Consider the following 14,734-nt stretch of genomic DNA (forward strand, 5'->3'; position numbering starts at 1 on the left):
TTATTCACCTTGCCGGATGGCTGATCTCCGACAAAAGTGAGGATGGGCTGGTTACAGCCCTCCTCGCCAATGGAGCCTTGCCATGCACAACAACAATAACGGCTACCCCTCGCAAACCCGCGCCTGGGCCACGGTCGCCATCCTCATGCTCGCCTATGTGCTGTCCTTCGTCGATCGGCAGATCCTCAACCTGCTGGTCGAACCGATCCGCCGAGATCTGGACATCACCGACACCCACATGAGCCTGCTGATGGGCTTCTCCTTCGCGGTGTTCTACACCATCTGCGGCGTGCCCATCGGGCGCCTGGCCGACCGCAAGAGCCGCCGCGGCATCATCGCCATCGGCGTGCTGGTGTGGAGCCTGATGACCGCGCTGTGCGGCACCGCGCGAACCTTCTGGCAGTTTCTCGTGTTCCGCATCGGCGTCGGTGTCGGCGAGGCCGCGCTATCGCCCTCGGCCTACTCGCTGATCGCCGACAGCTTCCCGCCCAAGCTGCGCGGCACCGCGATGAGCGTCTATTCGATGGGCATCTACATCGGCTCCGGCCTGGCCTTTCTGCTCGGCGGGCTGGTGGTCAAGTTCGCCTCGGCCCAAGGCGACGTGGAGCTGCCGGTGCTCGGCATGGTCCGCCCCTGGCAGTTGATCTTCCTCGTACTCGGTGCAGCCGGCGTGCTGTTCACCGCCGTGCTCTTGCTGATCCGCGAGCCGTCGCGCAAGGGTGTCGGCGCCGGCGTCGAGGTGCCACTCAGCGAGGTGGCCGGCTACATTCGCCAGAACCGCCGCACCGTGCTCTGCCACAACTTCGGCTTCGCCTGCCTGGCTTTCGCCGCCTACGGCAGTTCGGCGTGGATTCCGACGTTCTTCATCCGCACCTACGGCTGGTCGGCCAGCGACGTCGGCGTGCTCTACGGCTCGGTGGTGGCGGTGGCGGGCTCGGTCGGCATCATTGCCGGCGGGCGGCTCTCCGACCTGCTGCACCGCCGCGGTTATCGCGACGCACCGCTGCGCGTCGGCATCATCTCCGCCGCGCTGACCCTGCCACTCAATCTCGCCTACCTGGCCGGCACCGGCGAACTGGCGCTGGCGCTGATCGCCCTGCACGTCTTCACCATCGCCATGCCCTTCGGCGTCGGCCCGGCGGCGATCCAGGAGATCATGCCCAACTCCATGCGCGGCCAAGCGTCGGCGGTGTACCTGTTCGTCATCACCATGGTCGGCCTCGGTATCGGCCCGACCGCCGTGGCGCTGGGCACCGACTTCGTCTTTGGCGACGACAACGCCCTGCGCTACTCGCTGCTGATCGTCACCGGCGTTGCGCTGGTCGGCGCGATAGTCCTGCTCGGCATGGGGCTCAAGCATTACCGCGGCAGCCTGGATCGCTTGCAGGAGTGGAAGCCGCAAGGTGTAGCGCCAGCCGAGGCAGAGGCGAGACCGGCCTGATCGGACGCGGGACGTCAGGCGTAGGGCGGATCACGCTTTACCGATCCACCGATCCACGGGTACCGACCCAACCGCGTGGATGTGAAATGCGACATCCACCCTACGAACCCGAACCGATAGCGTAGGGTGGATCACGCTCCTCCGATCCACCGCCCCACCCAGCCAACGTGCCGACCCGCCGCATGTGGTGAAACGCGCCAACCGCCCCTACCGAACTGTTCGCATACCCGGCTTAGCACCGGAGCCAAGAAACGTCGCGGATAAGTCCGCTCCCACAGCACAATCACCGCAACGGTATCCACCGCCCACAAAAAACCCGCTCCTGAGAGCGGGTTTTTTCATGCCTGACGGCGGACGATCACGCCACCTGCATCAACTTCGCATAGACCTTCAGATGATGGTCGTCGTCACCGAACTGGTGGGCGATCATCACCAGGCGCTTGGCGTGGTGGGCGAGGTTGTATTCCCAGGTCATGCCGATGCCGCCGTGCAGCTGGATCGCTTCCTCGGCCACCTTGCGTGCGGCGCGGGCGCAGATGTATTTGGCGGAGGCGATGATGCGACGGCGGTCGTCGTTGTCTTCGCCGTCGGCAAAGGTCGCGGCGAGGATCGCCATGCTGGTGGCCTGCTCCAGTTCGGTCTGCATGTCCACCATGCGGTGCTGCAGCACCTGGAATTTGCCGATCGGTACGCCGAACTGCTTGCGCGTCTTCAGGTAGTCCAGGGTCAGCTTGCAGGCTTCGTCCATGCTGCCCAGCGCATCAGCGCACTGCGCGGCGATAGCGCGGCCCTGCTGGTAACGCAGCGCCGGCAGTGCATTACCGATCTCGCCAAGCACCGCATCGGCACCGACCTGCACGTTGTCGAGGAACAGCTCACAGCCTTTACGTCCGTCGATGGTCGGGTAGACCCGGCGGCTCACGCCTTGAGCATTCGGGTCGACCAGGAACAGGCTGATGCCGGCCTCATCGCGGCTATCACCTGAGCTGCGTGCGGAGACGATGATCTTCCCGGCGCTGTGCCCGCCAATCACCACAGCCTTACGGCCGGACAAGCGATACCCGCCGTCGACCGCCTCGGCTTTGGTCTGTACATCGTGCAAGTTGTAGTGGCTCTGCGGTTCGTCGAAGGCCACCGCCAGTTGCAGCGAACCAGCAGCAACCTGCGGCAGCAAGTCCGCTATCTGCGCATCGCTGCCCAGCTGATTGAGCAACCCACCGCCGAAAATCACCGATTGCAGGTAGGGCTCAAGCGTCAGGCCGCGGCCCAGCTCGGTCATCACCAACATGGTTTCCACGCCGCCGCCGCCAAAGCCGCCGATCTCTTCGGCGAACGGTACGGCGGTCAGGCCCAGCTCGCCCAGCTGGCCCCAGAACTCGGCAGAAAAGCCCAGTTCCGACTCGCTGAATTTCTCGCGCTGCTCGAACGGGTAGGCGTCGCGCACCAGGCGCGCCGCGGTGTCTTGCAGCATTTGCTGCTCTTCAGTCAGTTTGAAGTCCATTGCGGTGCCCCCTTACAGCTCGAGAATCATCTTCGAGACGATGTTCTTCTGGATTTCGTTGGAGCCGCCGAAGATCGACAGCTTGCGCATGTTGAAGTAGTCGCCTGCCAGCGACGCGCTGTAGTCGGCATGCAGCAGCTCGCCGTCATAGTCCAGCTGCAGCTCTTCTTCGAGGAACGGCAGCGCGTACGGCCCGATAACCTTGCGCAACAGGTGAGTGATCGCCTGGCGAATCTCGGTGCCCTTGACCTTGAGAATCGACGACTCGGCACCGGGCACGCCGCCTTCCTTCGCCGCGGCGAGGATGCGCAGGGTGCTCATCTCGATGGCCATCAGCTGCATCTCGACCTCCGCGACCTGAGCGCGGAACAGCTGGTCTTCGAGCATCGGCTTGCCGTCGCAGACTTCCTTCATGGCGATGCGCTTCAGATGCGCCAGCACTGCCTTGGACGAGCCGATGCCGGCCAGGCCCGTACGCTCGTGGGTCAGCAGGTACTTGGCGCATGTCCAGCCCTGGTTTTCCTTGCCGACTAGGTTCTCCACCGGCACGCGGACGTTGTCGAAGAAGACTTCGTTGACCTCGTGGTCGCCGTCCAGGGTGATGATCGGCCGCACGCTGATGCCCGGGCTTTTCATGTCGATCAACAGGAAGCTGATGCCGCGCTGCTGCTGGGCTTCGGGGTCGGTGCGCACCAGGCAGAAAATCATGTTGGCGTGCTGGCCGAGGGTGGTCCAGGTCTTCTGGCCGTTCACCACATAATGGTCGCCGTCGCGCACGGCGCGGGTCTTCAGGCTCGCCAGGTCGGAGCCGGCACCGGGCTCGGAATAGCCCTGGCACCACCAGTCCTCACCGGAGAGGATGCGCGGCAGGTAATGGTCGATCTGCTGCTGGGTGCCGAACTTGATGATCACAGGGGCAACCATGTTGACGCCAAAGGGCACGGTACGCGGCGCGCCGAAGGCCGAGCACTCCTCGTCGAAGATGTGCTTCTCGACCGGGCCCCAGGTGGTGCCGCCCAGTTCAACCGGCCAGCCCGGCGCGTACCAGCCGCGCTTGACCAGAATCTGCTGCCAGCGCTCGTGATCCGCTTTGGACATGTGTTTGCCGAGCTTGACCTTGGCGGCGATGTCCGCCGGCAGCTCGCTTTTCAGGAAGGCGCGCACTTCATCGCGGAAGGCGAGCTCTTCGGCCGTGTAGTTGACGTTCATGGGAAAGTCCTCATGGTGCGTTCGGATTGCAGGCGGGTCGCGTTCATTGCCCGGCCTGCCATTCGGTGAAGGTGCGGCCTTCGGCGGCCAGTTTTTCCAGCAGTGGCGCCGGCTTCCACCAGTCGCCGCAACGTGCGTGCAGCTCCTTGACCCGCGCCAGCACCGTGTCCAGGCCAACGCTGTCGGCATAGAACATCGGCCCGCCGCGGAACGCCGGGAAGCCGTAGCCGTTGAGGTAGATGACGTCGATATCACTGGAGCGCTGGGCAATGCCCTCTTCAAGGATCTTCGCGCCCTCGTTGACCAGCGCGAAAATGCAGCGCTCGACGATGTACTGCTCGTCCAGCGCCTTTCGCTCGATGCCTTTCTCCTGCGACGCTGCTTCCAGCATAGGCACGAGTTCGGGGTTCTCCAGCGGGGTGCGGTTGCCCGGCTCGTAGCAGTAGTAGCCGGCGCCGGTCTTCTGCCCCAACATGCCAGCGGCGCAAAGCTTGTCGGAGACGGTGGGGAAATCCAGATGCGCCGGCAGCGTCGCGCGCTGGCGTTTGCGGATCGCCTGGCCGATGTCGAGCCCCGACAGATCGCGCATGGCGAACGGCCCCATGGCCATGCCGAAGTTGCGCAGGGCAGCGTCGACCTGCTGCGGCGTGGCGCCCTCCTCCAAGAGGAACTCCGCCTCGCGGCCGTACTGGAAGACCATACGGTTGCCGACGAAGCCGTCGCAAACGCCGACCACCACTGAGACCTTCTTCAGCTGTTTGCCGATGGCCATGGCAGTGGCCAGCACTTCATCGCTGGTCTTCTCGCCACGCACTACTTCCAGCAGGCGCATGACGTTGGCCGGGCTGAAGAAATGCAGACCGACCACGTCTTCCGGCCGTTTGGTGAAGGCGGCGATGGCATCCAGATTCAGTGATGAGGTGTTGGAAGCGAGAATTGCGCCGGGCTTGCAGACGGCATCCAGCTGTTCGAAGACCTGCTGCTTCACGGTCATCTCTTCGAACACCGCTTCGACCACCACGTCGGCATCGGCCAGCGCGGCGTACTCGGTCACGCCCTCGATCAGCGCGAGGCGCTTCTCCATCGCCTCCTCGGTCAGGCTGCCGCGTTTGACGCTCGCCGCGTAGGTGTCGCGGGCGCGCTGCAGGCCGCGTTGCAGTGCCTCCTCATTGATTTCCAGCAGCTTTACCGGAACACCGGCATTGGCGAAGCTCAGGGCGATACCGACACCCATGGTGCCGCCACCGATGACCGCGGCGGAGTTGATCGGCCGCGGCTTCACGTCGGACGGCAGGTCATTGATCTTGCCCGCCTGGCGTTCGGCGAAGAACGAATGGACCAAGGCACCACGCTGAGGCGAGTTCAGGCACTCGGCGAACAGCTCACGCTCACGCTTGAGGCCCTCGGTCAGCGGCAGCTTTGTCGCGGCCTCGACCGCCGCAATGCAGCGCAGCGGCGAGAACAGCCCAGGCATGCGCTTGGCCACCTCGGCGTGCTTGGCGCGGATCAGCGCCTCGTTGTCGGCGCCCTCAAGGCCTTGAGACTGCTCGCCAGTGCGTCGCGGGGCGCGGCCTTCCTCGACCATACTACGGGCGTAGGCCAGGCCAGCGTCCACCAAATCACCCTCGAAGAGCTCGTCGACGATGCTGTGCTCGACAGCCTCGGCAGCGCTGATCGGCGTGCCGCTGACAATCATGTCCAGCGCTTTCTCGACCCCTGCCAAACGCGGCAATCGCTGGGTACCACCGGCACCGGGTAACAGACCCAACTTCACTTCGGGCAGGCCGACCTTGGCGTCCTTGCGGGCAATGCGGTAATGACAACCCAGCGCAACTTCCAGCCCGCCACCGAGTGCGGTGCCATGAATGACTGCAACGCTCGGCTTGTTGCAGCCTTCGATGACCTCGATCACCTCGGGCAGGCTCGGCGCCTGCGGCGGCTTGCCGAACTCCTTTATGTCCGCGCCGGCAATAAAGGTATTGCCCTCGCACACCAGCGCCACGGCGCGGACGTGCTGGTCCGCTTCGGCATGCTGAAAGGCCTTCAGCAGCCCCTCGCGCACCGCCTGGCCGAGGGCGTTGACCGGTGGATTGTTGACCGTGATCAGCGCGATATCGCCCTGAACTTCGAGCCGTACGACATCTGTCATGACTGGCCTCCGCTGTGTGAAATGCTGATTGGAATTGTAATTTCACGGAATCATGTTTCGCACAGCAGAATAAAGGAGTCACGTTACGCATGTCGATAGGCCGGCATCGGACAGCAATCAAGCGAGGCAAATGGGCGCAACGCGCGTCAGTGCTTGATATTGCCGGCAGCCGGACCGGGCGTCGCACAGCACTATCAGTCAGAGAAATGTCGCCGCAAAAGCGGGGGCGGCGGTGTCAGCCGGAAACGGCATGCCGCGGGGCGCGAGCGAGCAGGTCGGGGTCGATACGCAGCAAACGCACCGTCCGCTCGCCGGAAAGGGAGGCGGGCTCGCCGCCTTCCGGCAGATCGATCAGCAGCCGCGTCAGGTTGAGCACCAGCGCTTCGCGGCTGAGTGCGCCGGCGCCCAGGGCGTAGTAGGCCGCGATCACCTGGCGCAACTCCAGCGGCAGCGCCCATTGCGCGCGCAACGCCGAGCCAAAGCCTGCGGCCCGTTCCCGCAGGCAGCGCTGAAGACTCGACTCATCCAGCTCACCGCCACTGTCGAGCCAGTCCTGCAGGCTGCGTAATAGCGCCAGTTCACCGATATTCCTCAGCAGGCCGGCGCTGAAGCAGAGCTCTCTGTCCAGCTTCAGCTGCCGCGCCAACCAGCTGGCCAGGCGTGCGGTGCGCAGCGCCTGCGCGCCAAGCTGCGCACCCAGTTCGGCCAGACGTGGCTCGATCAGCCGGGCGTTGTGCTGCAGCGCCAGCTCGGTCACCAGCTGGAGACTGCGCGCAGCGCCGAGCCGGCGCTGTGCCTCGCCCAGGCTGAGGCATGGTGCGGCCTGTTGCGTACCGCTGCTGGCGACGCTGATCAGCCGCGCGGTCACCTGCGGGTCGCGGGCCAACAGCTCTTCGAGCTCGGCGAAATCCTGATCACCGCTCTGCAGACGCTGCAGTGCCACCAGCACCCCCTCCTGCAGCGGCGCGCCGCGGTTATGCGGGCGCATGCGCTCAAGAAAACTGTCCACGCTGTCTGTCGATGCGGGCGTCGTTATCCCTGCACGACCGGCCGAACGCGGCAACAGTTTGTCCAGGCGCTGGCGCAGGTCGTCGAGATCATAGGGTTTGCCCAGGTAGGCGGCGGGTGCCAGCGGCAGCACGGTGCGTACGCTGGCGGTATCGGTGCGCGCGCTGATCAGCACGCAGGGCAGGCGCTGGGTCGGACCGTGGCGACGCAGTTCGCGCAGCAGTTGGCGGCCATCAAGGCCATCCAGCTCACCATCGACGATCAACAGGCTGGGCACCTGACGCTTGCACAGTTCCAGCGCGGCATGCCCATCGGCCGCTGGCTGCACGCGCATACCGGGGCGCAGTTCGCGCACCAGCTGACAAAGCTGATCCGCGCGCCAGGGCTCGTTGTAGGCAACCAGAACGAATGAAACTTGGGCGGAGATGCTCACTGCACTGCTCGCTGGAGATGTCACCACAGCCTAGCGACGGTGTAGGTAGATGGCGAAAGATCCTCGAGAGGGATCGCGCCAGTGGGGGCGCGATTCTGCACGGACCTATAGCAAACAGCCAGCCTCGGCCCCTGAGGCCAGCTGTCGCAGGTGGCTCAGATGCCCATGCAGAGATACTTGATCTCCAGGTAATCCTCGATGCCGTACTTGGAGCCCTCGCGGCCGAGACCGGAGGACTTCACGCCGCCGAACGGCGCCACTTCGGTAGAGATCAGCCCGGTATTGATGCCGACCATGCCGTACTCCAGCGCCTCGGCGACGCGGAACACCCGGCCCAGATCGCGCGCGTAGAAGTAGGAGGCCAGGCCGAACTCGGTGTCGTTGGCCTTGGCGATCGCATCGGCCTCGTCCTTGAAGCGGAACAGCGGCGCCAGCGGGCCGAAGGTCTCTTCCTTGGCCACCTTGGCGCTGTCCGGCACGTCGACCAGCACGGTCGGCTCGAAATAGCTGCCGCCAAGCGCATGGGCCTGGCCGCCCGCCACCAGTCGCGCGCCCTGGGCGACGGCATCCTCGATATGCTCGCGGACCTTGGCGGCAGCGCGATCATCGATCAGCGGGCCGAGATCCGTGCCCTCCTCCAGGCCATTACCGACCCGCAGCCTGGCCACCGCCGCCTGGAATTTCTCGGCGAAGGCGTCATACACGCCATCCTGCACATAGATGCGATTGACGCAGACACAGGTCTGCCCGGCATTGCGATACTTGGACTGCACGGCACCCTTCACCGCCTCGTCCAGATCGGCGTCGTCGAAGACGATGAACGGCGCATTGCCGCCCAACTCGAGGGACACCTTCTTGATCCCCGGCGCGCACTGCTCCATCAACTTGGCGCCAACCTCGGTGGAGCCGGTGAAGGAAATCTTGCGCACCTTGGGGTTGGCGGTCAGCTCGTTGCCGATGTCGCCGGCCGAGCCGGTCACGACGCTGAGCACGCCCTTGGGAATCCCGGCGCGTTCGGCCAGCTCGACCATCGCCAGTGCCGAGAACGGCGTCTGCGAAGCGGGTTTGATCACCATGGTGCAGCCAGCTGCGAGTGCCGGGCCGGCCTTGCGGGTGATCATCGCTGCCGGGAAATTCCACGGGGTGATCGCCGCGGTCACGCCGATCGGCTGCTTGATGACGATGATGCGTTTGTCTTTCTGATGGCCAGGAATGGTATCGCCGTAGATGCGCTTGGCTTCCTCGGCGAACCACTCGATGAAGGAGGCGGCGTAGGCGATCTCGCCCTTGGCCTCGACCAGCGGCTTGCCCTGCTCCAAGGTCATCAGCCGGCCCAGATCGTCCTGGTTCTCCATCAAAAGCTCGAACCAGCGGCGCAGCTTCTGCGAACGCTCCTTGGCGGTCAGATCACGCCAGGCCGGCAACGCACGCTCGGCGGCATCGACGGCGCGACGGGTTTCCGCGGCGCCCATCTTCGGCACCGTGCCAAGCGTTTCGCCGGTGGCAGGGTTGTTCACGCTGATGGTCTGGCCGCTGTCGGCATCGACCCAGGCGCCATCGATATAGGCCTGCTGACGGAACAGAGCGGTGTCTTTGAGTTGCATGGCAGTCTCCTCGGGCATCGTAGCGGCAGGCCCGCTGCGGAAAGTTTGGCTGATACGACGATCATCTGAACCGTCCTTCGCCGCCCGGTTCCTGTCGCCGCATTGCACTGCGAACGGCCATGCTAGGACCGCAGCCACTGGCCCGGCAAGCTCATGACGCATGACGTTGTCGCGCCATTGACCAGCCTGATACATCGCACGGCCTGTCACGACTTGTTACCCAAACCCTACTACTGGCCGGGGTATAGTTGCGCGCGAGCGGCCTCGGCCGCCGATAACCAAGGATCGATAAGGAGTTACCGTGAAAGCATTGATGACAGGCGCCGTGGCCGCCGCCCTGCTGGCCAGCACTGCCGTCCAGGCGCAGATGAAGCCGGAAGAGATGGTCGAAACCCGCCAGGCCGGCTACCAGTTCATGTCCTGGAACATGGGCAAGATCAAGGCCCAGGTGGTCGACGGTAAGGAGCCCTACGACCAGGCCAAGGTCGCCGCCGCCGCCAATGCCATCGCCGCCATCGCCAATGCCGGCATGGGCAGCCTGTACAGCCCGGATACCACTACCGAGCAGCTGGGCAAGGCGACCCGTCTGAAGCCTGAGTTCTTCCAGAACCTCGATGAGGCCGGCCAGATCGGTCGCAACTTCACCGCCGCCGCCAACCAGCTCGCCAAAGTCGCCGCAGAAGGTGATCAGGCCGCCATCAAGAAGGCCTTCGGCGATGTCGGCGGCAGCTGCAAGTCCTGCCACGACAAGTTCCGCGCCGACTGACCCGGCGCAGCCAGCCGACACCTGCCAGTCGGCTGGCTTACCAGTCCAGGCTCGGTGCGACCGCAGCGGGCTCCGGCTCCAGCCAATCCCCTACCGCTTGCACGCCCCATACGCAGGCCGCACCCAGCGCAATCGCCAGCACCGCCGCGAACAGCGAACCACCGCGGGCATCCTGCTGGGTCGGGTGCTCGCGCTGCGTTCTTCCTGCAATCATCGCGCGCACCAGCGGACGGCGCATCACCAGCGTGTAATAGATGATGGCCCCGATGTGCATGCCGATCAGCACCAGCAGCAGCCACTTTGCCTGCCGATGCAGGCCGCTCAGCGCGCTGCCGGTTTCGCTGCTGACCAACGCATAAAGCGGGCCCTGGAAGGCAATGTCATCGGTTGCCATCAAGCCGCTTGTCACCTGAAAGCTCACCAGCAGCAGCATGGCCAGCACCGAAAAAGCACCGAGCGGGTTGTGCCCGGCCTCGCGCCAGTTGCCCTGCAGATAGTCCTTCACACCGACGGTTGCCGCGAAGATCCGCGACCAGCGTGCGTAGGTCGACCCGACGAAGCCCCACATCAGACGAAATACCAGCAGCCCCAGCACCAGCAGACCGAGCCGGCCATGCCAGGGCATCAGATTGCCGCCCACCCAGCCGGTGACGACGGCTGCGATCACCGTCCCGGCGAACAACCAGTGAAACAGCCGCAGCGGCGCATCCCAGAGTTTGATATGGCCCGACATCTCCATCCCCTCGCCATTCGAACACCCACGGCCCCCGGCCGCGACACGCAAGGGTACCAGCCGGACCAGCCTCGGGCAGCTGCGAAAAAGCCGCACTTGGACCGTATCCGTCCGGCCGCACCAGCATGGACGCCCGTCAACGACATGCGTATGATTGCGCCCCGCAACGCATCCGTAGCTCAGCTGGATAGAGTACTGCCCTCCGAAGGCAATACTCACCGAGTTGAGAAGGGTGTCAGCTAATGGTCAAATAGACCGCCGCAACACATGCGCACCAGTAGCTCAGCTGGATAGAGTACCGCCCTCCGAAGGCGGGGGTCGTGGGTTCGAATCCCGCCTGGTGCGCCATATCTCTTTGTTTTATAAACTTTTTTATAAAGCTCAAGCCGATTCAAATCTCGTGCTGGCCCACTCCTGCACGAACCTCCCGATGTCGGCCGTCAGACGCGACGAGCACTGCCCTGGCCACCGTTTTTGGCTGTATTTCGGGCTGTGCCAATTCTGTGCCTATACCGTGCCGCATCCTCTGACGGAGTGCCATCCCTTGCCACCTGCACGAGCACTAGCTCATCGCGCGACGCACATACGCTCAAAACAGCCGCGCTGCACTCAGCCGAATTCAGAAGCTCAGCCCTTACCCCACAAACGTAGCTCCCGATCCAGACCATGGAAAACGCAGCAAGTGATAAGACAGCTGAACATAATCTGAATCGCCCCTAGTTTCGTAGACACCTCCAGGCCTCATAATACGGCCCACTAGGAGGAGTCATGAGCAACCCGCGTTATCCCGAATAATTCAAAATCGAAGCAGTCAAACAGGTGACCGAACGAGGTCTGCCAGTGGCGGAGGTAGCTGCTCGTTTGGGCATGTCGACCCACAGCCTGTATGCCTGGGTTAAGCGCTACAGCAAGCCCCAAGAGCGGCGCGCGCAAGAGGACGATCAGCAAGCTGAGCTGCGTCGTCTTCGTACCGAACTCAAGCGCGTGACCGAAGAGCGAGACATCCTAAAAAAGGCCGCCGCGTACTTTGCCAAGGAGTGCGGCTGAAGTACGCCTTCATCAACCAGCTATCCGCTGACTATTCGGTTCGCCGCCTGTGCCTGACGCTGAAAGTACATGCCAGTGGTTACTACGCGTGGCTGGCTGAACCGAAGTCGGCACGAGCCAAGGATGATCAACGCCTGCTTGGACTGATTAAGCACGCGTGGCTAGAGAGCGGCGGTGTGTACGGCTACCGCAAAATCCACGACGACCTGCGTGAGCCTGGAGAAGCATGCGGCAAGCATCGTGTTGCTCGACTGATGCGCTTGGAAGGGCTGCGCTCACAGACAGGGTATCGTCGCCGACCGGGCCGCTATGGTGGTAAGCCTCCAGCGGCTTCACCGAATCATCTGGAGCGCCGATTCAATGTCACCGAACCCAACAAGGTCTGGGTCACGGACATCACCTTCATCCGCACCTATGAGGGCTGGTTGTATTTGGCGGTGGTGCTCGATCTGTTCTCGCGGCAGGTAATCGGTTGGTCAATGAAACCGCAGATGACCAGCGACCTGGCTATTGATGCGTTGCTGATGGCAGTTTGGCGGCGTAAGCCAAAGCAGGAAGTGATGATTCACTCAGATCAGGGGAGCCAGTTCAGCAGCGGCGACTGGCAGAGCTTCCTGAAAGCCAACAACTTGCTTGGCAGCATGTGTCGGCGCGGCAATTGCCATGACAACGCAGTAGCGGAAAGCTTTTTCCAGCTGCTGAAGCGGGAACGGATCAGGCGAAAAATCTATAGCACCAGGCAGGACGCACGCGCTGATGTGTTCGACTACATCGAGATGTTTTACAACCCAAAACGCCGACACGGTTTCAACAACCAGCTGTCACCAGTAGAGTTTGAGAAGCGACATTTACTGAGCCTGGGAAGTGTCTAAGAAATCCCTAAGAAATCCGGGGCGATTCAATCTTCATCGCCATTCTCCCAAGGGGTAATTAAACATGAATCCGCATAACACGCAAGATTACAGCTGTACGTATATGCGCCCGGCACGAGTTATAACTGAATGTAGTGTTTGAGGAATTGAAAAAAGCGGCGTATCTGGTTGATTGTTAGTCGCCAAACAAATCAGCCAGATACGCCGCCATGAATAAGCCATTGACCGACCTGCTGCGCCAAGGAGCGCGAGACCTGATCCAGCGGGCTGTGGAAGCTATGCTGGTGGCTGGCCTATTTGAGACCAGCCCCGCCGTCACCAACCGACACAATAGGCCTACTTATGGTTAGGCGCCATATAGGCCTCAATGACCTTCATTCCCACATAAAACACGCTAGCCGGGTGAGTGACTCGCAGCGCTGATCCGTCGCGAAATTTGTACACTTGGTAAAATTCTTGCTCCCCACGTCCCCATAAAAACTGTGAATCTAAGTACCCCCATTCAAATTCTGCTGACCGAACTTTTTCCTTCACTAAGATCTCGATCTCCTCTCGTGGGAGACCATCTGTTGCAGCCAGAATCCTGTATGCATCAAGGGGCTGCAGCTCACGCGCCCGGTTAGCCCTAAGCGCCTCCTGAGCACTCTTGACGTCTTGCCCCATAAAGCAGCCCAGCCACTCGCACGGCCCTTCGAGATAGGAGATCATCCATAAATCTCCATCCGCATCACGCCAAAGCTGCGAACGGCTAGAGCATCTGTCCTGCCCAGGCTCTACTGATGTCAGACTGAACGGCAGGACCAAGCCGGTTCCATATGGCGATTCCCATCCTCTACACAAGGTAACGCCTAGCCTGCCAGACCGCCCGGGGAAGAATTCAGTGTGCCCATTTTCCAGTATCATACCGCGCTCCTTATATCGGTAACCGTTACTCCCTCCAGCATAAGCGACTGAAATTTCTGAGCAGCCGAAGTCGTTGCACTTACTCCAACCTAGGCTGAGCAGAGCCGCTGGCCTAAGCATGCCCTTCATAGCGAACCGCCAGGGCTGAGCAGAATGGAGAGCTGATTGGCGGAAGTATTCAGCCGCTTTAAATGCTGACTGGCGGCCTGGTAGATCTCGCCGAAATGAACGGGGGAAGACAGGAAAAAGTAATGCGCGGTGATGGGTACATCGACCTGCTGGCGCAGCCAGGCCAGGTAGGGCTCCACTAGCTCGGAGGGGTATGAGCAGAGCAGTTCGACGCTATCGAAGGACACCGTGTTCAGCGTCGCCAGAATCGGGCCTGCCTCAGCACCTGCAACTGCCTTGAGATCATTCCCGCCAACCCAGCTGGCCAATACGCACTGCTTCTTTACCACTGTCCCTGTACTCCCGACCTCCCTATTGCCCATCAACGGGCAGGAGAAAAAATGTGCTCTGGTTCGCGCCTTGGATAGTAACCAATACGCTGATCCGGGTCTTTAACTGCCTGACTGGATGTTCAAGTTGCGCTTTGCCGACAGTGGAACCGTTGATCCAAACGCAGCTCGGCGGGGGAATGGATCACGCTCGCCGCTGCCAGGGGGAGAACAATGAAGGGGCCTTTCGGCCCCTTCTGCACTTAGTTAGCCAATAAGCTTTCAAGCTTCTCGATCAGAAAGTCCAGCGGGCTACGGCCCTCCAGGCGCTTTTCGAACACTTCGTTGCGGTGGTAGGCGACCCAGGTCTCGAGGGCATGCCGGTTATCCTTCTCGTAGCCGGAGCCGAGGACGCAGATAAGCTCGGTGCCATGGGGGTTCTCAAGGTAGTGACTCATAGCTGAAGCCAGATGCTTGAGGTACTTATGCTCGCGGGCCTCCATAGATGGATGCAGAGGGGTCACGTTGTCGCATTTGATCAGTTTCATGATGGAACTCCTCAGGCCTTGAGATTGGCTTTGATCAGGTTGTCGAAGGCACTGCCATCACGGCGGGGCAGGGTGGGGACATA

The 14,734-nt window shown here is 62.4% G+C and carries 12 protein-coding genes and 1 tRNA gene; 4 read left to right on the forward strand and 9 right to left on the reverse strand.

Annotation, left to right across the window (positions count from 1 at the left end; translation table 11 throughout):
* Nucleotides 1–82: 82 nt before the first annotated feature.
* Complete coding sequence (locus F753_RS29090; RefSeq protein ID WP_023444209.1) at nt 83–1,441, forward strand: spinster family MFS transporter; 1,359 nt, start codon at nt 83–85, stop codon at nt 1,439–1,441.
* 358 nt (nt 1,442–1,799) lie between these two features.
* On the opposite strand, the gene F753_RS29095 is transcribed toward F753_RS29090, so the two are convergent.
* From F753_RS29095 to gabD, 5 genes are all read right to left on the reverse strand, one after another.
* Nucleotides 1,800–2,942: an acyl-CoA dehydrogenase family protein gene (locus tag F753_RS29095; RefSeq protein WP_023444210.1), complete on the reverse strand. Its 1,143-nt coding sequence runs from the start codon at nt 2,940–2,942 to the stop codon at nt 1,800–1,802.
* A 12-nt stretch (nt 2,943–2,954) separates the two neighbouring features.
* Entirely contained in the window at nt 2,955–4,151 is a 1,197-nt protein-coding gene (locus F753_RS29100) for an acyl-CoA dehydrogenase family protein (protein ID WP_023444211.1), read from the reverse strand.
* 43 nt (nt 4,152–4,194) lie between these two features.
* Complete coding sequence (locus F753_RS29105) at nt 4,195–6,300, reverse strand: 3-hydroxyacyl-CoA dehydrogenase NAD-binding domain-containing protein (RefSeq protein WP_023444212.1); 2,106 nt, start codon at nt 6,298–6,300, stop codon at nt 4,195–4,197.
* Between the two features lie 235 nt (nt 6,301–6,535).
* A complete protein-coding gene (locus F753_RS29110; RefSeq protein ID WP_023444213.1) occupies nt 6,536–7,741 on the reverse strand; it encodes an HDOD domain-containing protein in 1,206 nt (401 codons plus the stop codon).
* Nucleotides 7,742–7,896: 155 nt separating this feature from the next.
* Nucleotides 7,897–9,345 carry an NADP-dependent succinate-semialdehyde dehydrogenase gene (gene gabD / locus F753_RS29115; RefSeq protein ID WP_023444214.1) on the reverse strand — a complete coding sequence of 483 codons (1,449 nt, stop codon included), beginning with the start codon at nt 9,343–9,345 and terminating at the stop codon, nt 7,897–7,899.
* Nucleotides 9,346–9,658: 313 nt separating this feature from the next.
* Between gabD and F753_RS29120 the strand changes: the two genes are divergently transcribed.
* Nucleotides 9,659–10,111: a c-type cytochrome gene (locus tag F753_RS29120; RefSeq protein WP_023444215.1), complete on the forward strand. Its 453-nt coding sequence runs from the start codon at nt 9,659–9,661 to the stop codon at nt 10,109–10,111.
* Between the two features lie 37 nt (nt 10,112–10,148).
* On the opposite strand, the gene F753_RS29125 is transcribed toward F753_RS29120, so the two are convergent.
* Nucleotides 10,149–10,850 carry a cytochrome b/b6 domain-containing protein gene (locus F753_RS29125; protein WP_023444216.1) on the reverse strand — a complete coding sequence of 234 codons (702 nt, stop codon included), beginning with the start codon at nt 10,848–10,850 and terminating at the stop codon, nt 10,149–10,151.
* Nucleotides 10,851–11,115: 265 nt separating this feature from the next.
* Between F753_RS29125 and F753_RS29130 the strand changes: the two genes are divergently transcribed.
* Both F753_RS29130 and F753_RS29140 read left to right on the forward strand, forming a co-directional pair.
* Nucleotides 11,116–11,192, forward strand: a tRNA-Arg gene (locus F753_RS29130).
* Nucleotides 11,193–11,645: 453 nt separating this feature from the next.
* Nucleotides 11,646–12,763, forward strand: a protein-coding gene (locus F753_RS29140; protein ID WP_231108049.1) for an IS3 family transposase whose coding sequence is annotated in 2 segments (ribosomal slippage) — nt 11,646–11,850 and nt 11,850–12,763 — 1,119 coding nt in all. Because the reading frame shifts where the segments join, the coding sequence is not laid out codon by codon here.
* Nucleotides 12,764–13,099: 336 nt separating this feature from the next.
* Here the strand turns inward: F753_RS29140 and F753_RS29145 are convergent.
* The 3 genes from F753_RS29145 to F753_RS29155 form a co-directional block, all read right to left on the reverse strand.
* Nucleotides 13,100–13,471, reverse strand: a complete 372-nt coding sequence (locus F753_RS29145; RefSeq protein ID WP_023444219.1) for a hypothetical protein — start codon at nt 13,469–13,471, stop codon at nt 13,100–13,102.
* 320 nt (nt 13,472–13,791) lie between these two features.
* Entirely contained in the window at nt 13,792–14,103 is a 312-nt protein-coding gene (locus F753_RS29150) for a hypothetical protein (protein ID WP_023444220.1), read from the reverse strand.
* A gap of 263 nt (nt 14,104–14,366) precedes the next feature.
* Nucleotides 14,367–14,651, reverse strand: coding sequence for a hypothetical protein (locus F753_RS29155; RefSeq protein ID WP_023444221.1), 285 nt, complete (start codon nt 14,649–14,651; stop codon nt 14,367–14,369).
* Nucleotides 14,652–14,734: the final 83 nt, after the last annotated feature.

The sequence above is a fragment of the Stutzerimonas chloritidismutans AW-1 genome (assembly GCF_000495915.1).
Classification (GTDB): Bacteria; Pseudomonadota; Gammaproteobacteria; order Pseudomonadales; family Pseudomonadaceae; genus Stutzerimonas; species Stutzerimonas chloritidismutans.

Excerpts from the sequence above, each read along its gene's own strand:
- F753_RS29090 (WP_023444209.1), top strand. The coding sequence starts at position 83 with ATGCACAACAACAATAACGGCTACCCCTCGCAAACCCGCGCCTGGGCC.
- F753_RS29095 (WP_023444210.1), bottom strand. The coding sequence starts at position 2,942 with ATGGACTTCAAACTGACTGAAGAGCAGCAAATGCTGCAAGACACCGCG.
- F753_RS29100 (WP_023444211.1), bottom strand. The coding sequence starts at position 4,151 with ATGAACGTCAACTACACGGCCGAAGAGCTCGCCTTCCGCGATGAAGTG.
- F753_RS29105 (WP_023444212.1), bottom strand. The coding sequence starts at position 6,300 with ATGACAGATGTCGTACGGCTCGAAGTTCAGGGCGATATCGCGCTGATC.
- gabD (WP_023444214.1), bottom strand. The coding sequence starts at position 9,345 with ATGCAACTCAAAGACACCGCTCTGTTCCGTCAGCAGGCCTATATCGAT.
- F753_RS29120 (WP_023444215.1), top strand. The coding sequence starts at position 9,659 with ATGACAGGCGCCGTGGCCGCCGCCCTGCTGGCCAGCACTGCCGTCCAG.
- F753_RS29125 (WP_023444216.1), bottom strand. The coding sequence starts at position 10,850 with ATGGAGATGTCGGGCCATATCAAACTCTGGGATGCGCCGCTGCGGCTG.
- F753_RS29145 (WP_023444219.1), bottom strand. The coding sequence starts at position 13,471 with ATGATCTCCTATCTCGAAGGGCCGTGCGAGTGGCTGGGCTGCTTTATG.
- F753_RS29155 (WP_023444221.1), bottom strand. The coding sequence starts at position 14,651 with ATGAAACTGATCAAATGCGACAACGTGACCCCTCTGCATCCATCTATG.